The sequence below is a fragment of the Nocardioides immobilis genome (assembly GCF_003515065.1).
In the GTDB taxonomy this organism is placed as follows: Bacteria; Actinomycetota; Actinomycetes; order Propionibacteriales; family Nocardioidaceae; genus Nocardioides; species Nocardioides immobilis.
The window spans coordinates 62,204-79,666 of sequence record NZ_QXGH01000017.1 but is presented as its reverse complement, the minus strand read 5'-3'; the positions used below and the strand labels follow the sequence as shown (position 1 = coordinate 79,666).

The following is a 17,463-nucleotide window of genomic DNA, read 5'->3' as shown; positions in this document are numbered from 1 at the left end:
GGCTACCTCCCGTAGACCCGCTCGCCCGGTGGCCAGCGGGTGATGGTCACCGGCAGGGACTCGACGCGCGGCGTCCCGTCGTCATTGCGGTGGACCAGCTGGTGGGTCAGGAAGCGCTGGTCGTCACGGTCCGGGAAGTCCGTCCGCTGGTGCGCGCCTCGGGACTCCTCGCGCTGCAGCGCCGACTGGAGCATGCACTCGCCGATGTCGAGCATGTTGGCCAGCTCCAGGGCGGCGAGCAGCTCGGTGTTGAACGACCGGCTCGTGTCCGCGATCCCGACCTTCCCGATCCGCTCCTGCAGCTCACGGAGCGTGTCCAGGCCCTTGGCGATGGCAGGTCCGGTCCGGTAGATGCCGGCCGCGTCCTCCATCGTCGCCTGCATCTCGTCCCGGATCGCCGAGGTGCTCTCGCCCTCCGAGTCCTTGCCCAGCAGGTCCCGTTCGAGGCGGCGTACCTCGTCGGCGGCCTGCGCCTCGATCGCAGCCGGCACCGGACCCGCGGTGGTGGCGAACTCCGCTGCCGCCCTGCCGGCGCGAGCGCCGAAGACCAGGCACTCCGGCAACGAGTTGGACCCGAGCCGGTTGGCGCCGTTGATGCTGACGCAGGCGGTCTCGCCGGCGGCGTACAGACCGGCGAGCGGCGTCGCCCCGTCGATGTCGGTGTGGACGCCGCCCATCATGTAGTGCACGACGGGCCGGACCGGGATCAGCTCGTGCACCGGGTCGATCCGCTCGTACTTCAGGCACAGCTCGCGCACGAAGGGGAGCTTGGTGTCGATGAGGTCCGCGCCGAGGTGACGCAGGTCGAGGTGGACGATCGGACCCCACGGGGAGTCCGCCGTACGGCCCTTCTCGACCTCGTGGACGAAGGCCTGCGATAGCCGGTCGCGAGGGCCGAGCTCCATGCTGCGCAGCTCCGGTGTTGGGGTGGGCTTGCCGAGGTCGTAGTCCTGGAGGTAGCGGTAGCCGTCCTTGTTCAGCAGCCAGCCGCCCTCGGCCCGCGTTGCCTCGGTGATCAGGATGCCCGTGAACGGCAGTCCGGTCGGGTGGTACTGGACGAACTCCATGTCCTTGAGCGGCGCGCCCGCGCGGTAGGCGAGCGACATCCCGTCGCCGGTGTTGATGTTGGCGTTCGTCGTGAACGGGAAGACCTTGCCGCAGCCACCGGTGCACAGGACGACCGACTTGGCGGTGATCGCCTGGATCTTCCCGCTGAACAGGTCGACGGCGACGACCCCGTGCACGCGACCGTCATCGACCAGCAGCTTGGTGACGAACCACTCGTCGTGCCGGGTGACCTCGCGGTACTTCAAGGTCGTCTGGAACAGCGAGTGCAGCATGTGGAAGCCGGTCTTGTCGGCTGCGAACCAGGTGCGCTTCTTCTTCATGCCGCCGAACGCGCGGACCGCGACGTGGCCGTTCGGCTGCCGGCTCCAGGGGCAGCCCCAGTGCTCGAGCTGCAGCAGCTCGCGGGGCGCCTCGTTGACGAAGGCCTCGATCGCGTCCTGGTCGCCGAGCCAGTCGCTGCCGGAGATGGTGTCGTAGATGTGCTCGTCGATGCTGTCGTCGTCGGCGATGACGCCGGCCGCGCCTCCCTCGGCGGACACCGTGTGGCTGCGCATCGGGTACACCTTGGAGATCACAGCCACGTCGAGCTGCGGGTTCGTCTCGGCGATCGCGATCGCCGCTCGCAGGCCTGCTCCGCCGCCGCCCACGATGAGTACGTCGTGGGCGGCGCGTATCAGGCCGTCACTCACCCCGCAGCTCCTCGTCCAGAAGCACCTTCCCGTGGTGGTTCACCACCATGAAATGGACGCTGCCGTCGTGGTACTCCTCCTTCGTGGTCCGGCACCCGCAGGAGTAGCGGCGATCCTCGGTGAAGAGACCCTGGTGGTCCTCGGTCATCACGCTCTCACCGTCGCGCTTCTTGCCACATGGCGCGAGCCCGGTCTCGAAGCGGCTGACGGTTGTCGTCACAACGCACCTCCGACGCGTGGGGCTGTCAGTTGTCAGAGTGCTCCGTCGAAGGCAAATTGTCGAGCGTTGTCGTATCGGGCTCCGACTGTTCGTAGATCGGGTGAGCGCTGCCAACAAGGGCAGGCCAGAACCAAGGAGAGACCAATGACGCAGTACTTCCTCAGCCTCCCGCACGACTCCGCCGAGGAGCCGACCATGGCGGAGATGGACCCCACCGAGCTGCAGGCAGTGTTCGAGGCGGTCGACCAGTTCAACACCGACCTCCAGGAGCAGGGCGCCTGGGTCTTCGCCGGCGGCCTCAACCCGCCGTCGACCGCCACGACGGTCGACAACACCGGCGACGCCCCCGTCCTCACCGACGGCCCGTTCGTCGAGGCCAAGGAGTACCTGGGCGGCTTCTGGATCGTCGAGGCCGCGAGCAACGAGGCCGCCGTCGAGTGGGCCAAGCAGGCCTCCGCCGCGCTGCAGAGCCGGGTCGAGGTGCGCGCACTCCAGGAGCGCCCCGAGGAGTGAGCCGGCGCGTGGCACAGTCGGGCGTATGGACGCAGCAGACGGGCAGAAGCAGGTCCTGCACCGCTACCTCCGCGAGGAACGGGACGGCCTGTTGAGCAAGCTCGACGGCCTGGAGGAGTACGACGTACGCCGGCCGCTCACGCCGACCGGCACCAACCTGCTGGGCGTGGTCAAGCACGTGGCGAGCGTGGGTCTCGACTACTTCACGGTCGTGTTCGGCCGGCCGCGCGGGCGCGACCTGCCGTGGTTCGCTGACGGCGCCGAGCCGGACGCGGACTTCTTCGCCACCCCGGAGGAGGCCCGGGAGGACATCGTCGACCTCTACCGGTTCGCAGCCGACGCAGCGGACGCGACGATCACCGAGCTGGCGCTGGACGCCCCGGGCGAGGTGCCGTGGTGGTCGGAGGGCCGGCGCAGCGTGACGCTGCACCGGATCCTCGTCCACATGAGCGTCGAGACGGCTCGGCACGCCGGGCACGTCGACATCGTCCGGGAGCTCATCGACGGCGCGATCGGCCAGGCGCCGGGCGACGGGATGGTGGCCCACCGCGACAACGCGGGTTGGGCGGAGCACCGGGCCCGGGTCGAGGCGGCGGCCCGCGCCTTCCGCCGTACCGACTAGAGGTGCGGGATCAGCGGGGCGTCAGCACGCAGAACTCGTTGCCGTCGGGGTCGGCGAGGACGACGTGCTCCTCCTCCGGGCTGGCCGACGTCGATGTGCCGGCCACCGAGCCGGAGCGCTCGCGCCACGATCGCCTGCTGGTCCTCGAGGTTGCTGGTCAGGTCGAAGTGGATCTGGTTCGGGACGACCATCGGCTCCTCGCTCGGGTAGAACTCGATGCGGAACCCGGTGTCGTCGGCCGGCAGCAGGGCGAAGCCGCCGTCGGGCTCGGCCACGGTCTCCCAGCCGAGGAGCCCGGACCAGAACCCCGCGAGGCGCTCGGGGTCGTGGGCGTCGAAGCTGAGCGCGTACAGCTGGACGGGCATCCGTCGACGCTAGGCCGCTGGCAACGGCGCCTCAACCGGTTTGGTGCGACGCCCGCCGGATCAGTCCTGCGCGAGCAGCCACTCCACCAGGCCCTGGGTGATGCGCGCTCCGCTCCGCTCGAGGTTCCAGCCTTCCCCGAACGCCCGGTTGCTGACCCAGAACGTCATCAGCCCGTCGTCGGGGACCAGGGTGATCTCGCCGTACGACCAGCCGTTGCCGCCGTTGTGCCACCGGACGGGGCCGAGGCTGGTCTCCTGCACCACCCAGCCGTAGGCGGCGTACGCGTCGCCGCCCGGCTCCTCGCGGACCCGCGGCTCGAAGAACTGCTCGGTGGCGTCCGCGTCGAGCACCACGCCACTGTCGAGCGCGTCGTACCAGCGGAACAGGTCGTGGGCGGTCGAGAGGATCCCCCCGTTGCCGCGGAGGTTCCAGTACGGCCCGTCGTCAGCCCACGGATGCTCGAACGGGCGGCCCTGGGCGGCCCCGCGCTCGTCGTACTCGATGGCGACCTGGTCGGCCGACCAGTCCGGCAGGACGTAGCCGGTGTCCGCCATGCCGGCCGGCTCGAACAGGTGGTCGGCCAGGTAGCGCTCGTAGTCGGTGCCGGACGCGATCTCGACGATCGCGGCGAGCAGCCCCACGGCGGCGGCGAGGAGCCGGGCCAAGGTCACGGTCATGTCCCGACTCTAGGTTCGCAGCAACCTGGCGGTGGGTGCGCGCGTCGTACCAGGCAACGACATCCGTATCGGGAGGAGCACGACATGCCGGACCAGGCCGGGGCCGCGAGGGAGCAGGCCCATGGGCGAGAGCTCTACGTCATCGAGGGTGAGGGGTCGTACGAGACCCACCGCGCCGCGACCGCCGCGGAGGCGGCACCACCGTTCCGGTTCTCGCGGGTCGGGCCGCGCGGCAAGCGCCTCGACGCCAAGGTCCGGAGCAAGGTGGCCCGGGCGATGTCGGGCGGGCGGCAGCGGGACGGGCGGATCCCGGCCGGCTACACCTACCTCGGCCAGTTCGTCGACCACGACCTGACCTTCGACGCCACCACGGTGGCGTTCGGCGAGGACATCTCGCCGGCCGACCTGCTCCAGGGCCGGTCACCGACCCTCGACCTCGACAGCCTCTACGGCTTCGGTCCCGACGACGAGGTCTCGCAGCGGTTCTACGAGGACGACCGGACCCGCCTCAAGGTGGGCACCACGACGAGGATCGACAACCTGATCGCCCGCGCCGGCTTCGACGTCCCCCGGGTCGGGACGGGCACCCGGCCCCGACGCGCGAACATCCCCGACCTGCGCAACGACGAGAACCTCGCCGTGGCGCAGCACCACGCCGCGTTCATCCGGTTCCACAACCGGGTCGTCGACAAGCTGCCTTCGTCGGTGCCGGCCGCCGCTCGGTTCACGAAGGCGCGCCGGGTCGTCGTACTCCACTACCAGTGGATGTTGAAGACCGACTACCTGCCGCGGATCGTCGATCCCGCGATCGTCTCGGACGTGTTCACCGACGGCCGGAAGGTGTTCGAGGTCGGGGCCGACCCGCTCTCGATGCCCACGATGCCGGTGGAGTTCTCCGTGGGTGCGTTCCGGCTGGGGCACTCGATGATCCGGGAGGCCTACGACTGGAACGCGGAGTTCCCGGACGGCGCCGGGTCGTTGTTCTTCCTGTTCGACTTCTCGCGGACCAGCGGGACCCTGGGCGGGTCCCCGACCCTGCCCAGCAACTGGATCGCCGACTGGCGGCGCCTCTACCGCTTCAAGCAGATCGACCGTCCGGACCTCGACCCGCCCGCCGGGGAGTTCAACCACGCCCGGCGCATCGACACCGCGCTGGTCGACCCGCTCGCCAACCTGCCGCTCGGCTCGTTCGGCGGTGTCGACGGCGACGCCGGGACGATGCGTGCGAACCTCGCGTTCCGCAACCTCACCCGGGCGGCGATGCTCCACCTCGCCAGTGGTCAGCAGATGGCGGATCTCATGACCGCTCGTGGCGTGCAGCTCACCAAGCTCACCACGGACCAGATCCGCGACGGCCTGAACGGCGCCGACCTCTCGGACCTCACCCCCGCGCAGCTGTCCGCGTTCCTCACCGACACACCGCTCTGGTTCTACGTGCTCCGCGAGGCCGAGCTCAACAACGGCCGGCTCACCGGGGTCGGCGGCCGCCTGGTCGCCGAGACCTTCCACCGGGCGATGGAGGGCAGCCGGAACTCGATCGTCCGCAACAGCGCGTGGCGGCCGCGGATCGGGCCGGTGGCCGACCGGTTCCGGATGGCCGACCTGCTGGTCTTCGCGTTCGAGAACAAGCTGGCGCTGCTGGCTCCGCTGGGCGACTGACGCGAGGCTCAGCCGACGATGCTGTCGAGCATCCGACCGACTGCTTCTCGATTCCTGACGAACACGACCCAGGTGGGCGCGAGCCCTCAGCCGTCGTAGCTGGTCCACACCGGGTTCGTCACGAGCTCGACGACCTCGTCCATGGTGAACGGCGGCTGGTCGGCGGGGTCGTGCACCGTGTCCGGCCGGTCGTCGCGGGTGCCCTCGGCGGCGTAGATCTCGACGTGACCGCCGCCGGGGCCGACCAGCGTCGCCAGGAAGTACGACTTGTCCGTCGGCACCTCGACGCCGTTCTCGATCGTCGACTCGGTCTTCTCCCTGACGACCCCGACCAGGGCGCCGGCGTCGTCCCGGATCTCCTCGCAGGCCTCCCCGGGAGCGCACGGCTCGACCTTCTGCGCGGGCTCCCAGGTGCCGCACAACGTGATGGAGCCCCCGTCCTCGCGAGGCTCGGGCGCGTTGCCCTGGCCCGGAGGCGGCAGCAGCGACACCCCCACGAAGTCCCGGTCTCCCGTCTCGGCCAGGTTGCCGCTCCAGGCGCCGGCCGACGTGTCCTCGGACCAGCCGATGGTCACGCCTTCGGGCAGCAGCCCGGCCAGCGTCGTAGGGATCTGGTCGCCGGGCATGTTCCACCAGCCGTCCGGACGCACGGGGCACCCGTTCTCGTCCGTCGCCGGGGTGCTGGGTGAGACCTGCTCCGAGGAGCTGGGATCGGTCGCGTAGCCGGGCGCCCTGTCGGGGTCGCCGGACTCCCTCGGGGTGCCCTGCGTCAGCGGATACCCGATCGCGCCCGCGGCTGCGACGGCAGCCACCCCGCCGGCGGCGTACTTGATCCGCCGCTGGCTGCGGTGCCGGTGACCGGCCGCCAGGACCTGGCTCATCACGTCGGGGGCGTGGAGCCCGCCGACGGCGCGCTGCATCCGGTCGCGCAGGCCGATCGTGTCGTCAGTGTCGAGCATGGTCTTCTCCTCGAAGTGGTGCGTCGGTGCCGAGCAGGTCGCGCAGCTGGCGCAGCCCGCGCAGGCAGCGGTTCTTGACGGCGGCCTCGGTGAGGCCGAGGTCGGCGGCGGTCGCGGAGACGCTCTGGTCGTTCCAGTAGCGCAGCACGACGGCAGCCCGGTCGAGAGGCGCCAGCTCGGCGAGCGCCGCCATCAGGGTCAGCCGCTCGACGAGGTCCGTCGCCTCCCGCGGCGGCGGCTCGGGGGTCTCCGCGACCGGCAGCTCCCCGCTGCGCCGCAGCCGTCGCTCGCTGAGGAACGACTTCACCAGGATGCCGTGGGCGTAGCCGACCGGGTCGTCCGCCGCGCGCAGCCGGCGCCATCCGACGTACGCCTTGGTGAGGGTGGTCTGCAGCAGGTCCTCGGCGGCGTGCGGCGTCGTGGTGAGCAGGTAGGCGCTGCGGTAGAGCTGGTCGGACCGTGCGGCCACGAACTCCGTGAACTCCGCGTCGTCGCGCGCGCTGCGTCGCAATGGTCCTCCTCCGTCGGTTCACCATAAAGACGTGCGCGACCCGCGGAGTGGTCTCAACCGACTTCCGCTCAGTGAGCTCGCACCAGGTCGACGCGGTGCACGTCGTAGCTCACGATGGCACCGCCCACCGGGCCAGCCGCGCCAGCCGGGTGGGGGCCGGCTGCCAGTGCTCGGCATCCGCGGGGTCCCAGGCGTACGACGGGATCCCGGTGTCGCTCAGCAAGGATGCGACACGCGGCTCGTCGAGCTCGACGGCGGCCCAGTCGTAGACCGCACGCATCCGTGGCTGGATCACCCCGATGTCGAGAACCCGTCCGACGGTGTGCTCGCGGCGGACGTAGGCCTCGAGCCCGCCGGCGAGCGGGTAGGAGTCCGGCAGGGTCCGCGACAGCGACAGGAAGACGCTGGTCATGCCGAGCCGCGGATCGCCCAGCCGCGGCGCGAGGAACGCCAGCCGGCCGAGCGCGAGACGGGGATGCGCGACCATCGCGTGCGCGTAGAGGACGCGGAGCAGGACCAGGTTGAGGAAGAACCGCTCGACCCGGTTCTCGGTCTCGGCCAGGTCGCGGTGCGCCAGGTAGGCGCCGACGATGCTGAGGTTGTGTGCGCGATACCAGGTCACCGCGTCGGGGCGGTGGATGAAGTCGAGCGCGGCGGCGACGGCGCTCGTGCTCGGCTCCCCGGCCACGCCTGCGCTGATCGCGAACGCCTCGCAGCCGTCGTGCAGGAGCGACGCGTTCATCGCCCGCCACCACGGGCTGCCCGTCCCCGGCGCCAGGACCCCTCGTCGGACCTGCCAGTCGAGGAACGCCAGCGCCGCCCGCCGGAAGGGAAGGTGCGTCGGCCCTGCGCCCCGCGGGCCGTTGTAGAGACGGATCATCAGCTGCCTCCGGGCGATGGGGTCGTCGGCGGCCCGGGCGACCCACTGGTCGGCCAGGTCGCGGGCGGAGGCGTAGGCCATCAACCGCAGGCTAGTCCCGCCGACTGCAGCGGCTACCCGACCGAAGGGAGCGAGGGCGCCACGCGCGCCAGCTGCTCGGGGTCGGCGTGCACCTCGATCTCGACGATCCGCCCGCCGGCCACCGTGAACGCCATGACGCTGAAGAGCTCGCCGTGGAGGGTGATGACGACTCCGGCCCGGCCGTCGACGAGCGCGGGGTGGACGATGCGGTCGGGGCTGGCGAACATGAGGGCGTTGCGAGCGACGGTCTCGGCGCCGTCGTACTCCACGACGCCGCCGCGCAGCACCCCCAGGTCGGAGCGGAGCACGACCTCCGGGTCGAGGATGCTGACCAGGCGGGAGAAGTCGCCGCCGTGCGCGGCGGCGAAGAACGCGTCGACGATCTCCCGCTGGCGGGCGGCGCTGTCGGTCGGGGACAGCCCGGTGCCACGGATCCGGCGGCGGGCCCGGCTCGCGAGCTGACGGGTGGCCGCGGCGGACCGGTCGACGACCGGCGCGATCTCCTCGAACGGCACCGCGAACAGGTCGTGGAGCACGAACGCGAGCCGCTCGGCCGGCGACAGCTGGTCCAGTACGGCGAGCAGCGCGAGCCCGACCGAGTCGGCCAGCAGTGCCTGGTCCTCCGGCTGCGAGCCGTCGTCGAGGGTGACGACCGGGTCGGGCAGCCGCTCGATCCGCTCCTCGAGGGAGTCCTCGCGCCGCGTCGAGCGGGAGCGCAGCGTGTTCAGCGCGATCCTGCCGACCACCGTGGTCAGCCAGCCGCCCAGGTTGTCGATCTCCGCCGCGTCGGTGCGGTGCAGCCGCAGCCACGCCTCCTGGACGGCGTCCTCCGCGTCGGTCGCGGAGCCGAGCACCCGGTAGGCGACGGCGTGCAGGTGCCGGCGGTGCTCCTCGAAGCGCGCGGCCAGGGCGAGGTCGTCGTTCACGTCGTTCCCTTTCGGTCGGGGTGGGTCACCGTGATGACCCGGGCCGGGCGCTTGATGTGACCATCCGGGATTTTCTGGTCCAGCCGGTCACACCTCGATCTCCGTGCGGGTCAGGGAGGTCGAGAGCAACAAACGACAACCTGAGGAGAACGAGATGAACGTCGAGCCGCGCATGGCCAACCCCGCCCAGATCCTGCCCGACTCCTTCAAGGGCATCGGCCACCTGATGGCCGCCGTCTCCAAGGGCGGCCTGCCCGTGGCCACCCTCGAGCTGGTGGCGCTGCGTGCGAGCCAGCTCAACGGCTGCAGCGCCTGCGTCCAGAGCCACCTCGAGACGTTGCAGAATTCCGGCGAGTCCGTCGACCGGATCGTCGGCGTCAGCGCCTGGGGCGAGTCGCCGTACTTCGACGAGGCGGAGCGGGCCGCGCTCGCGCTGACCGACGCCCTCACCCGCCTCGCCGACAGCCACGACGCCGTCCCCGACGAGCTCTGGCGCGAGGTGACGAAGCACTACGACGAGAAGCAGGTCTCGGCGCTGATCCTCCAGATCTCGACCATCAACCTGTTCAACCGGATCAACGTCACGGTGCGGGAGCGCGCCGACCAGCCGAGCTGGAAGCAGGCCTGACGTCGAGCGCCCGAGCCTCGTCCCCGCCGGAGGACTCCGGCGGGGACGTGTTGTTGGCTGCTCGTGCCATCAGGCCGCCGGCGGGCTGAAGACGCCGAACTGGTTGCCGGACGGGTCCCGGAGGTAGGCGAACGCCGGCGCTCCCGGACCGGGTCGAGGTGCTTGCTGACCACCGTGCCGCCGAGCTGTTCGGCGTCGGCGCAGGTCGCGTCGACGTCCGCGTCGCGCGCGCCTCGTCGAGGGCGCGCGGAGGCATCGCGGCGCACGAGAGTGCCTGGCCGGCATCCTGGTCGAGGCGGCCGCGCGGTAGTCGACCGGCTACAACGGAGTTTCGGTCGCTACCGCGGTGCTGTGACCAGTAACAACGCCGAGGGAGCACCCCCACCACCCGGCCAGTGAACCGGCTCCGCGACTACCCGGGCGTTGCGGCCACCACCCGGTCGGCGCGCACCTGCCGGAGCGCGTGGCCCCAGAGGTTCACCTCGTCGAAGAGCGTCTCGAGGTTGCCGGCGTGCTGTGGGCGGGGAGCAAGTCGCTCGAAGTCCTCGAAGTCGAGGTAGAGCGACAGGCCGACGTACTGCCGCACGACCGGCACCTTGAGCTCACCGAAGATCTGGCGGAGGTGCTCCGCTGCGCGGGAGCCGTTCTCGGCGCCGTAGGCGACCACGCCGGCGGCCTTGTGGTTCCACTCCGCGAACAGGTAGTCGATGGCGTTCTTCAGGACGCCGGGGACGGAGTGGTTGTACTCCGGCGTGACGACGATGAACGCGTCGTACGACGCGATGGTCGCCGCCCACGCGCGGGTGTGCGGCTCGGCGTAGGCCCCGAGGATCGGCGGCATCGCCTCGTCGAGGTGCGGGAGCGGGTGGTCGGCGAGGTCGACGACCTCGTACGTCGCGTCCGTACGGCGAGCGGCGGCCTCATGCACCCAGGTGGCCACGTCGGCGCCGCGCCGGCCGGGTCGGGTGCTGCCGACGATGATCGCGATCCGGAGGTTGCTGTGTTCGTTGGTCATGGCACCAACCTGGCGCGCTTCGTCGACGACGGGGAGGCCGTGCTGAGGGTGGCCCCCGCAGGGCCACGCTGTCGCCTTGCCGGCGGTGGAGAATGGCGGGGTGATCGAAGGTGAGCTGGGCAGCTTCCTGCGGGCCCGTCGGGAGGCGGTGCAACCCGAGGCCGTCGGCCTGCCGCGGGGCGAACGGCGCCGGACGCCCGGGCTCCGTCGCTCGGAGCTGGCGACGCTGTCCGGCATCAGTGTCGAGTACCTGACCCGGGCTCGAGCAGGGCCGCGACCGGCGTCCTTCGACGCAGGTGGTGGCCGCGATCGCCGATGCGCTCCGGCTCGACGCCGACGACCGGCTGCACCTCCACCACCTGGTGGCGCTCAGCCAGGGCACCGAGCTGGTCTGTGCCGCCGGCTGTGCCGGCGAGCAGGAGGTGCCACCCGGCCTGGTGGCGCTGCTGGACCGGCTCGAGCCGACGCCCGCCGTACTTGTCGGACGGCGTACCGAGCTGATCGCGTGGACCGACGCGTTCGACCGGCTGGCGCAGCCTCTCGGCATCCTCGACGGAGAGCAGCCCGAGCTGGTCCGCTACGCGTTCACCGACAGCCGCGCTCGTGACGCGGTCGCCGACTGGGCGGTGCTGGCGGATGCGCTGGTGACCTGGCTGCACCTGCACAGCGGACCCGACACAGGAGCCACCGTGGAGGAGCTCTCGGCGACGCTCGGCGCGGAGTTCACGTCGCGGTGGGAGAGCCGGCCGACGGGCACGCCCGACCTCGGCCTGCGCGCCGTCGTGCACCCCGAGGTCGGCCTGGTCCGGATGGCACCGCAGGTGCTGCTGGCCGGCGACGGGCTGACCCTCGTCGTCCTGCTCCCGGAGGACGGCGTTGCCCAAGCCGCGCTCGACCGGCTCGTCGGCATGCTCCCCGGCGGTCTGCGCCGAGTCTCGCTCTAGCCAGCCCGCGGTGGTACGGCGGGCAGCCGCACGTCGACCCGGAGTCCGCCGGAGGGGCGCGGAGCGAGGGTGAGGGTCCCGCCGTGTGCCTCGGTGATGCTCTTGACGATCGCCAGCCCGAGGCCGACCCCGGTGTGCTCGCTGCGGGTGCGGTTGCCGCCACGCTGGAACGGCTCCACGAGCGTGGAGATCAGCTGCGGGGAGAGCGCCCGGCCCGTGTTCTCGACCGAGAGCACGGCGGTTCTTTCGTGCACACCGGTCGTGACCCACACGGTGCCCTGGTCGGGCAGGTTGTGGACGATCGCGTTGTGGACGAGGTTCGTCGTCAGCTGCAGCAGGAGCGTGTCGGAGCCGATGGTGGGGGTGATGTCGCCGGAGGTCTCGATGGTGACGCCGCGTTCCTCTGCCAGCGGGAGCAGCGTCTCCGTAGCCTCTTCCGCCATCAGGGACAGGTCGACCGCCTCCCGGATGAACGACCGTCGGTCGGCGCGGCTGAGCAGGAGCAGTGCCTCCGTCAGGTCGATCGCTCGGGTGTTGACGTGGTGCAGGCGGTCGACGAGCTCGCGGGTGTCGCCGTCCGGGTCGTTGCGGGCGACGTCGAGGAGGGTCTGCGTGATCGCCAGTGGGGTGCGCAGCTCGTGGGAGGCGTTGGCGGCGAACCGCTGCTGCTCGGCGACCTGTGCTTCGAGCTTGGCGAGCATGGTGTCGAAGGCGTCGGCGAGCTCGCGGAACTCGTCCTTGCGGCCTTCCAGGTCGATGCGGTGCGAGAGCGAGCCGTTGGTGGCGAGGCGGGTGGCGTGGGTGATCCGCGTCAGGGGTGCGAGCATCCGGCCGGCGAGCATCCACCCGCCCACGAGGCCGAACACCAGCAGGAACGCCAACCCCGCCGCCGCCTTCGGGACGAAGGCACGCTCGAGGTCGGAACGGCTGGGTCCGAACATCCCCGGCGTGTTGGTGCCGTCGGGCACGTAGCGCAGGAGGAACACCCACACCGCGGCGAGCAGCAGGGCGCTCGCGACCATGAGGAAGCCGGCATAGCTGAGGGTGAGCTTGAGGCGAACGCTCAAGCCGGGCGCCCTATCCACGGCCGTCCCCTTCGCGGGCGGTCGGTTGGTCATCGATGCGGTAGCCGACGCCGGGAACCGTGGCGATGACCCAGGGTTCACCGAGCCGTTTGCGCAGGGCGGAGACGGTGATCCGCACGGCGTTCGTGAACGGGTCGGCGTTCTCGTCCCAGGCCCGCTCGAGGAGCTCCTCGGCACTGACGACGCCGCCGTCCGCACCGACGAGCACCTCGAGCACGGCGAACTGCTTGCGGGTGAGCGCGACGTACTGGCCGTCGCGGTAGACCTCCCTGCGGAACGGGTCCAGCCGCAGACCCGCGATCTCCCGCACGGGCGGCCGGTTGTGGGCACGCCTGCGGTCGAGTGCTCTGAGCCGCAGCACCAGCTCCCGGAGCTCGAACGGCTTCGTCAGGTAGTCGTCGGCCCCGAGCCCGAAACCCGACGCCTTGTCGTCGAGCCGGTCGGCCGCGGTCAGCATCAGGATCGGCATGCCGCTCCCGGAGGCGACGATCCGCTGGGCGACCTCGTCACCGCTGGGTCCGGGAATGTCGCGGTCGAGGACGGCCAGGTCGTAGGCGTTGATGCTCAGCAGCTCCAGCGCGGTGTCGCCGTCACCGGCGATGTCCGAGGCGATCGCCTCCAGCCGCAGCCGTCGCGGATGGCCTCCGCCAGGTAGGGCTCGTCCTCGACGATCAACACACGCATGCGCCGACGCTAGCGACCTGGCGCATATCGCCGGCGTATCGAAATCGTCATACGTGCCGGCAACACGATCCCTTCTTGACTGCGGGCATGTCCTACCGCGAACCAGCACCGACCCGAGTTCGCCGTACCCGATCGACCGTCCTCGCTGCCCTTGTCGTCGGCGCCGCTGTTGTCGGCGTCCTCACCTGGCAGTCGACGACGACGTCCTCGACGTCCGCATCACCCCTCGACTTCCTGCGCGGGGAGCACGGCGGTGCGCTCGGCGAGGCCGACGGCGCCGTACCCGACGGCACCTCGGTCTTCGACGACGACGTCCCGGCCGTGGCCAACCTCGACCCCGCGCTCCTCGACGCCGTTCGCGAGGCTGCGGCGGACGCCGCGACCATCGGGGTCCAGCTCGTCGTCAACAGCGGCTGGCGCTCCGCGGACTACCAGGAGCAGCTGCTCCGGGAGGCGGTCTCGGAGTACGGGTCGGAGGAGGAGGCCGCCCGGTGGGTCGCGTCCCCGGAGACGTCGGCACACGTGTCGGGGGACGCCATCGACCTCGGGCCCTCGGCGGCCACGGCGTGGCTGTCGGAGTACGGCGCCGCGTACGGGCTGTGCCAGATCTACGACAACGAGCCCTGGCACTACGAGCTGCGACCCGACGCCGTCGAGGACGGGTGCCCGCCCCGCTACGCCGACCCCACGGAGGACCCGAGGATGCAGCAGTAATCGCTCGCGGGTGTTGGTGGCGGTGCCTAAGGTGCTGGCATGTTCCTGGAGAACGTCGTCTTCGACGCGCTCGACCCGAACCAGCTCGGCCGGTTCTGGGAGGCGGCTCTCGACACGGAGACACTGACCGACGAGCCGGCCGGCTTCGAGACCCGGCTCCACCACCCGGACGGGCCGGTTCTCGACCTGTGCTTCCAGCCGGTGCCCGACCCGCCGTCGGAGCCACTCCGGCTCCACCTCGTCCTCGCCCAGTCCGCGGCTCCGCAGGCGCTCGCCGACACGGAGGGCAACCCCGTCTTGGTCGCGGTGGAGCAGGAGGAGTACGCCGACACCGGCCCGCTCGTGGCGCTGCGGCTCGACTCCGCCGACCCCGACCGTGACGGCGCGCTCTGGGAGTGGCTGACCGGCTGGACACCGGTGCCGGGCACGGCTCCGGTCAGCCTGCGCCACCCCTCCCGGCGCGGACCGGTGCTCGAGCTCCATCGCGAGGCGGAGCCGAAGGGTCCCGGCAAGAACCGGCGGCACCTCGACGTCCGGCTCGAGCGCGGCGACGACCCCGACCAGGTCGCCCGCGGGATCGTCGAGCGCGGCGGTAGCGAGCTCGTCCACGACTGGGGCACGCTGCCGTGGCGGTCGTACGTCGACGCCTCGGGCAACGAGTTCTGCGTCCTGCCGGCACCGGCCTGACCCCGTCCCCATCGGGGAGGGCGTCACCAGGGCACAGTGCCGGCGGCGTCGACGAAGGTTCCCGAGACGGCGTCGTCGGGCAGCGTGGCCGCCCGATGGACCACGTCAGCAGCCTGGTCACTGGTCAGCGGTGCCTGCTCGCGGTTGCCCGGTGCCAGGTCCGTCTGCACCCACCCCGGACAGACCGACGTGACCTTGATGGGCGTATCGGCGAGCGCCTTGGCGAGCGCGATGGTCACGTTGTTCAACGCGGCCTTGGACGACTGGTAGGCCGGCACCGCCAGCTCGTAGTACGGCGAATCGTGGTTGGTCTGATCGGCGAGGGAGCCCATCGTCGAGCTGACGTTCACGATCCGGCCTGACTCGCTCTTCCGGAGCAGCGGCAGGAACGCCTCGAGCACGGCGACGGCGCCGAACAGGTTGGTGTCGAAGGTCCTCCGGAACATGGCCAGGTCGACGGCCTCCGCCGGCTCGGGATGGGTGGCCTCGGGAAGGACGCCGGCGTTGTTGACGAGCACGTCGAGGTGTCCGTACGACGCTGCCACCTCCTCGGCCGCGGCGCGCACGCTGGTGTCATCGGTGACGTCGAGCTGCAGCGCCGAAGCGGAAAGCCCTTCGCGCCGGAGCCGGTCTGCCGTCTCCTCGGCCGTGCTGACGTCCCGGGCGGCGACGATGACGTGCCCGCAGTCCCGTGCGAGCCGTCGGGCTGTGGCCTGGCCGATTCCGCGGCTGGCTCCGGTGACAAGGGCGACCTTCATGGGTGCGGCCTTCCGTTCGATGCGGTTGCTGACACCGAACAGTTCACCGCCTTTCAGCCGAAGGTTCTGGCGGAAATCGGTCCAGGCGTTGGGCGGTGCGCGCTAGCGCTTCACGCGGTAGCGGAGGTAGGCGACTCGCGAGCCGACGGTACGGGTCTCGACGAGGTCGAGGTCCACCCGGCGCTCGCTCTGGGGGAAGAACGGGATGCCGCCGCCGACCAGGAGTGGGTAGACCCGGATCCGGTACTCGTCGATCAGGCCCGACGCGGCCGCCTCGGCGGCGAGGGTCGCCCCGCCGATCGCGATGTCGCTCTCAGCCGGTTCGGCTCGCAGGCGCTCGATCTCCTCCACCAGGCTGCCCGACGCCAGGCGAGCATTGCCCTGCACCTCCGACAACGTGGTGGAGAACACCACCTTCGGGAGCGCCTTCCAGATCGCGGCGAACTCGACCGTCGAGAAGTCGAGGATCGGGTTCTGCTCGGCGGTCTCCCAGTAGAGCATCGTCTCGTACAGACGTCGCCCCAACAGGTGGACGCCGGCCCCGCGCACCTCGTGGGTGGCGAGGCGGAAGACCTCCTCCTCGGGCGCCCCCCAGTCGAAGCCACCGTCCGGTCCGACGATGTAGCCGTCGAGCGACACGGTCATCGAGTAGGTCACGTTGCGCATCAGAAGCCCTAGGCGACCGCTCGACCGCAGGACATCCGGTCGCTCGGTGCGACCTGCCCGTGGGTGCGCTCGAGGTGGGCCTCGCCCCACAGCCGGACGCTCTCCACCACCGGCAGCACCGTTTCGCCGTACGGCGTCAGGCGGTAGATGACCGGCGCCGGCACCGGTCCGGTCTCCGTCCGCTCGACCAGTCCGTCCGCCTCCAGCTCGCGCAGCTGCTGAGCGAGCACCTTGGGCGTGATCGGCGCGGCACGGCGACGGAGACCGGCGAAGTGCGACTCGCCATGGGCCAGCCAGTAGATCAGGGTCAGCTTCCACTTCCCGCCGACCGCCGCGAACGCCGCAGCCATCGGGCAGCCGGGCAGCGGGTTGGAGCGCGACGTCGGGGGGTTACCTGAAGGTGCCTTCTTGTCCATGGGTCGCTTTCGTTCGGATGCTCGCTCTATGAACCTCTCTCCGGCAAGAACCCTGACACACAAGCGGATCCTGGTCGCCTGCCTTGCGGCCGTCCTGCTGACGGTGACGGCCAGCACCGTCGAGGCCTCGGCGCCCAACCCTGCCGACCCGGCCGACTCCGCCGACGGACAGCACGACTTCGACTGGGAGCTCGGCGTCTGGCGGTCCGACGTGCGGGTGCTGGCCGACCCGCTCTCCGGATCGGAGGAGTGGCTGCGGTTTCGTGGCACGAGCGTGGTGAAGCCGCTGATGGACGGGCGCGCGAACGTCGTCGAGCTCGACGTCTCCGGCGAGGCGGGTCGGATCGAGGCGCTCAACTTCCGGCTCTACGAGGCCCAGGCCGATCGGTGGAGCTCGACGTTCGTCAACCTGCGCGACGGCCTGCTCACGTCCTCGGTGTACGGCGGGTTCCATGACGGGGTGGGCGAGTTCTACGGGAAGGACCAGCTCGACGGACGACCGATCGAGGTGCGCTTCCTGATCTTCCGCCCGGGACCGGTCAAGGCCCGGTTCGAGCAGGCGTACTCCGACGACGGCGGCGCGACGTGGGAGACGAACTGGGTCGCCGTGGACCGGCGTCTCCACCGGTAGCGACCGCGCTGTCACTCCCGGAGCACTGCCTCAATAACTCAAGTACAAACTATTGAAACTCAAG

The 17,463-nt window shown here is 70.9% G+C and carries 21 protein-coding genes and 1 pseudogene; 8 read left to right on the top strand and 14 right to left on the bottom strand.

Features of this window, described 5'->3' with window-relative positions:
• Window positions 1–2: 2 nt before the first annotated feature.
• Together frdA and D0Z08_RS13965 are read right to left on the bottom strand one after the other, a co-directional pair.
• Window positions 3–1,757 (bottom strand): fumarate reductase (quinol) flavoprotein subunit, encoded by a 1,755-nt coding sequence (gene frdA / locus D0Z08_RS13970; protein WP_245993944.1) that lies wholly within the window; start codon window positions 1,755–1,757, stop codon window positions 3–5.
• Window positions 1,750–1,977 (bottom strand): hypothetical protein, encoded by a 228-nt coding sequence (locus D0Z08_RS13965; protein WP_118925851.1) that lies wholly within the window; start codon window positions 1,975–1,977, stop codon window positions 1,750–1,752. The genes frdA and D0Z08_RS13965 overlap by 8 nt, the downstream gene beginning before the upstream one ends.
• 144 nt (window positions 1,978–2,121) lie before the next feature.
• Between D0Z08_RS13965 and D0Z08_RS13960 the strand changes: the two genes are divergently transcribed.
• The gene (locus D0Z08_RS13960; protein ID WP_118925850.1) at window positions 2,122–2,490 is read left to right on the top strand and encodes a YciI family protein; all 369 of its coding nucleotides are present in this window, start codon (window positions 2,122–2,124) and stop codon (window positions 2,488–2,490) included.
• A 25-nt stretch (window positions 2,491–2,515) separates the two neighbouring features.
• Window positions 2,516–3,112, top strand: coding sequence for a DinB family protein (locus D0Z08_RS13955; RefSeq protein WP_118925849.1), 597 nt, complete (start codon window positions 2,516–2,518; stop codon window positions 3,110–3,112).
• On the opposite strand, the gene D0Z08_RS13950 is transcribed toward D0Z08_RS13955, so the two are convergent.
• Window positions 3,109–3,477 carry a VOC family protein gene (locus tag D0Z08_RS13950; protein ID WP_118925848.1) on the bottom strand — a complete coding sequence of 123 codons (369 nt, stop codon included), beginning with the start codon at window positions 3,475–3,477 and terminating at the stop codon, window positions 3,109–3,111. The genes D0Z08_RS13955 and D0Z08_RS13950 overlap by 4 nt on opposite strands.
• 60 nt (window positions 3,478–3,537) lie before the next feature.
• A complete protein-coding gene (locus D0Z08_RS13945) occupies window positions 3,538–4,155 on the bottom strand; it encodes a serine hydrolase domain-containing protein (protein WP_118925847.1) in 618 nt (205 codons plus the stop codon).
• An 84-nt stretch (window positions 4,156–4,239) separates the two neighbouring features.
• On the opposite strand from D0Z08_RS13945, the gene D0Z08_RS13940 reads away from it, so the two are divergent.
• Window positions 4,240–5,814 carry a peroxidase family protein gene (locus tag D0Z08_RS13940; RefSeq protein ID WP_118925846.1) on the top strand — a complete coding sequence of 525 codons (1,575 nt, stop codon included), beginning with the start codon at window positions 4,240–4,242 and terminating at the stop codon, window positions 5,812–5,814.
• Between the two features lie 86 nt (window positions 5,815–5,900).
• On the opposite strand, the gene D0Z08_RS13935 is transcribed toward D0Z08_RS13940, so the two are convergent.
• The 4 genes from D0Z08_RS13935 to D0Z08_RS13920 all read right to left on the bottom strand — a co-directional run bounded on the left by D0Z08_RS13935 (window position 5,901) and on the right by D0Z08_RS13920 (window position 9,171).
• Window positions 5,901–6,773, bottom strand: a complete 873-nt coding sequence (locus tag D0Z08_RS13935; protein WP_118925845.1) for a hypothetical protein — start codon at window positions 6,771–6,773, stop codon at window positions 5,901–5,903.
• Window positions 6,760–7,284 (bottom strand): SigE family RNA polymerase sigma factor, encoded by a 525-nt coding sequence (locus D0Z08_RS13930; RefSeq protein ID WP_118925844.1) that lies wholly within the window; start codon window positions 7,282–7,284, stop codon window positions 6,760–6,762. The genes D0Z08_RS13935 and D0Z08_RS13930 overlap by 14 nt, the downstream gene beginning before the upstream one ends.
• Before the next feature lie 109 nt (window positions 7,285–7,393).
• Window positions 7,394–8,245 (bottom strand): hypothetical protein, encoded by an 852-nt coding sequence (locus tag D0Z08_RS13925; RefSeq protein WP_118925843.1) that lies wholly within the window; start codon window positions 8,243–8,245, stop codon window positions 7,394–7,396.
• Between the two features lie 32 nt (window positions 8,246–8,277).
• Window positions 8,278–9,171: a sigma-70 family RNA polymerase sigma factor gene (locus tag D0Z08_RS13920; protein ID WP_118925842.1), complete on the bottom strand. Its 894-nt coding sequence runs from the start codon at window positions 9,169–9,171 to the stop codon at window positions 8,278–8,280.
• A 154-nt stretch (window positions 9,172–9,325) separates the two neighbouring features.
• Here D0Z08_RS13920 and D0Z08_RS13915 point away from each other — a divergent pair, with 154 nt between their 5' ends.
• Window positions 9,326–9,799 carry a carboxymuconolactone decarboxylase family protein gene (locus tag D0Z08_RS13915; RefSeq protein ID WP_245993943.1) on the top strand — a complete coding sequence of 158 codons (474 nt, stop codon included), beginning with the start codon at window positions 9,326–9,328 and terminating at the stop codon, window positions 9,797–9,799.
• 412 nt (window positions 9,800–10,211) lie between these two features.
• On the opposite strand, the gene D0Z08_RS13910 is transcribed toward D0Z08_RS13915, so the two are convergent.
• Window positions 10,212–10,814 carry an NADPH-dependent FMN reductase gene (locus D0Z08_RS13910; RefSeq protein ID WP_118925841.1) on the bottom strand — a complete coding sequence of 201 codons (603 nt, stop codon included), beginning with the start codon at window positions 10,812–10,814 and terminating at the stop codon, window positions 10,212–10,214.
• A 299-nt stretch (window positions 10,815–11,113) separates the two neighbouring features.
• Between D0Z08_RS13910 and D0Z08_RS13905 the strand changes: the two genes are divergently transcribed.
• A complete protein-coding gene (locus D0Z08_RS13905; protein ID WP_220454174.1) occupies window positions 11,114–11,758 on the top strand; it encodes an MmyB family transcriptional regulator in 645 nt (214 codons plus the stop codon).
• Here D0Z08_RS13905 and D0Z08_RS13900 read toward each other — a convergent pair.
• Complete coding sequence (locus D0Z08_RS13900; protein WP_281271735.1) at window positions 11,755–12,825, bottom strand: sensor histidine kinase; 1,071 nt, start codon at window positions 12,823–12,825, stop codon at window positions 11,755–11,757. The genes D0Z08_RS13905 and D0Z08_RS13900 overlap by 4 nt on opposite strands.
• 10 nt (window positions 12,826–12,835) lie before the next feature.
• Window positions 12,836–13,527: pseudogene (locus D0Z08_RS13895) on the bottom strand (response regulator transcription factor).
• Window positions 13,528–13,614: 87 nt separating this feature from the next.
• Here D0Z08_RS13895 and D0Z08_RS13890 point away from each other — a divergent pair.
• Both D0Z08_RS13890 and D0Z08_RS13885 read left to right on the top strand, forming a co-directional pair.
• Window positions 13,615–14,241 carry a M15 family metallopeptidase gene (locus D0Z08_RS13890; RefSeq protein WP_118925840.1) on the top strand — a complete coding sequence of 209 codons (627 nt, stop codon included), beginning with the start codon at window positions 13,615–13,617 and terminating at the stop codon, window positions 14,239–14,241.
• Between the two features lie 39 nt (window positions 14,242–14,280).
• Window positions 14,281–14,928 carry a VOC family protein gene (locus D0Z08_RS13885; RefSeq protein WP_118925839.1) on the top strand — a complete coding sequence of 216 codons (648 nt, stop codon included), beginning with the start codon at window positions 14,281–14,283 and terminating at the stop codon, window positions 14,926–14,928.
• Window positions 14,929–14,951: 23 nt separating this feature from the next.
• Here the strand turns inward: D0Z08_RS13885 and D0Z08_RS13880 are convergent, their stop codons facing one another.
• From D0Z08_RS13880 to D0Z08_RS13870, 3 genes are all read right to left on the bottom strand, one after another.
• Window positions 14,952–15,686: an SDR family NAD(P)-dependent oxidoreductase gene (locus D0Z08_RS13880; RefSeq protein WP_118925838.1), complete on the bottom strand. Its 735-nt coding sequence runs from the start codon at window positions 15,684–15,686 to the stop codon at window positions 14,952–14,954.
• Between the two features lie 102 nt (window positions 15,687–15,788).
• A complete protein-coding gene (locus tag D0Z08_RS13875) occupies window positions 15,789–16,352 on the bottom strand; it encodes a dihydrofolate reductase family protein (protein ID WP_118925837.1) in 564 nt (187 codons plus the stop codon).
• Between the two features lie 8 nt (window positions 16,353–16,360).
• Window positions 16,361–16,768: a winged helix-turn-helix transcriptional regulator gene (locus D0Z08_RS13870; protein ID WP_182481294.1), complete on the bottom strand. Its 408-nt coding sequence runs from the start codon at window positions 16,766–16,768 to the stop codon at window positions 16,361–16,363.
• Between the two features lie 28 nt (window positions 16,769–16,796).
• Between D0Z08_RS13870 and D0Z08_RS13865 the strand changes: the two genes are divergently transcribed.
• Window positions 16,797–17,399 carry a hypothetical protein gene (locus tag D0Z08_RS13865; protein WP_182481293.1) on the top strand — a complete coding sequence of 201 codons (603 nt, stop codon included), beginning with the start codon at window positions 16,797–16,799 and terminating at the stop codon, window positions 17,397–17,399.
• Window positions 17,400–17,463: the final 64 nt, after the last annotated feature.

Excerpts from the sequence above, each read along its gene's own strand:
- D0Z08_RS13935 (WP_118925845.1), bottom strand. The coding sequence starts at position 6,773 with ATGCTCGACACTGACGACACGATCGGCCTGCGCGACCGGATGCAGCGC.
- D0Z08_RS13890 (WP_118925840.1), top strand. The coding sequence starts at position 13,615 with ATGTCCTACCGCGAACCAGCACCGACCCGAGTTCGCCGTACCCGATCG.
- D0Z08_RS13950 (WP_118925848.1), bottom strand. The coding sequence starts at position 3,477 with ATGCCCGTCCAGCTGTACGCGCTCAGCTTCGACGCCCACGACCCCGAG.
- D0Z08_RS13945 (WP_118925847.1), bottom strand. The coding sequence starts at position 4,155 with ATGACCGTGACCTTGGCCCGGCTCCTCGCCGCCGCCGTGGGGCTGCTC.
- D0Z08_RS13960 (WP_118925850.1), top strand. The coding sequence starts at position 2,122 with ATGACGCAGTACTTCCTCAGCCTCCCGCACGACTCCGCCGAGGAGCCG.
- D0Z08_RS13885 (WP_118925839.1), top strand. The coding sequence starts at position 14,281 with ATGTTCCTGGAGAACGTCGTCTTCGACGCGCTCGACCCGAACCAGCTC.
- D0Z08_RS13880 (WP_118925838.1), bottom strand. The coding sequence starts at position 15,686 with ATGAAGGTCGCCCTTGTCACCGGAGCCAGCCGCGGAATCGGCCAGGCC.
- D0Z08_RS13865 (WP_182481293.1), top strand. The coding sequence starts at position 16,797 with ATGAACCTCTCTCCGGCAAGAACCCTGACACACAAGCGGATCCTGGTC.
- D0Z08_RS13925 (WP_118925843.1), bottom strand. The coding sequence starts at position 8,245 with ATGGCCTACGCCTCCGCCCGCGACCTGGCCGACCAGTGGGTCGCCCGG.
- D0Z08_RS13875 (WP_118925837.1), bottom strand. The coding sequence starts at position 16,352 with ATGCGCAACGTGACCTACTCGATGACCGTGTCGCTCGACGGCTACATC.
- D0Z08_RS13955 (WP_118925849.1), top strand. The coding sequence starts at position 2,516 with ATGGACGCAGCAGACGGGCAGAAGCAGGTCCTGCACCGCTACCTCCGC.
- D0Z08_RS13870 (WP_182481294.1), bottom strand. The coding sequence starts at position 16,768 with ATGGACAAGAAGGCACCTTCAGGTAACCCCCCGACGTCGCGCTCCAAC.
- D0Z08_RS13940 (WP_118925846.1), top strand. The coding sequence starts at position 4,240 with ATGCCGGACCAGGCCGGGGCCGCGAGGGAGCAGGCCCATGGGCGAGAG.
- D0Z08_RS13915 (WP_245993943.1), top strand. The coding sequence starts at position 9,326 with ATGAACGTCGAGCCGCGCATGGCCAACCCCGCCCAGATCCTGCCCGAC.
- D0Z08_RS13910 (WP_118925841.1), bottom strand. The coding sequence starts at position 10,814 with ATGACCAACGAACACAGCAACCTCCGGATCGCGATCATCGTCGGCAGC.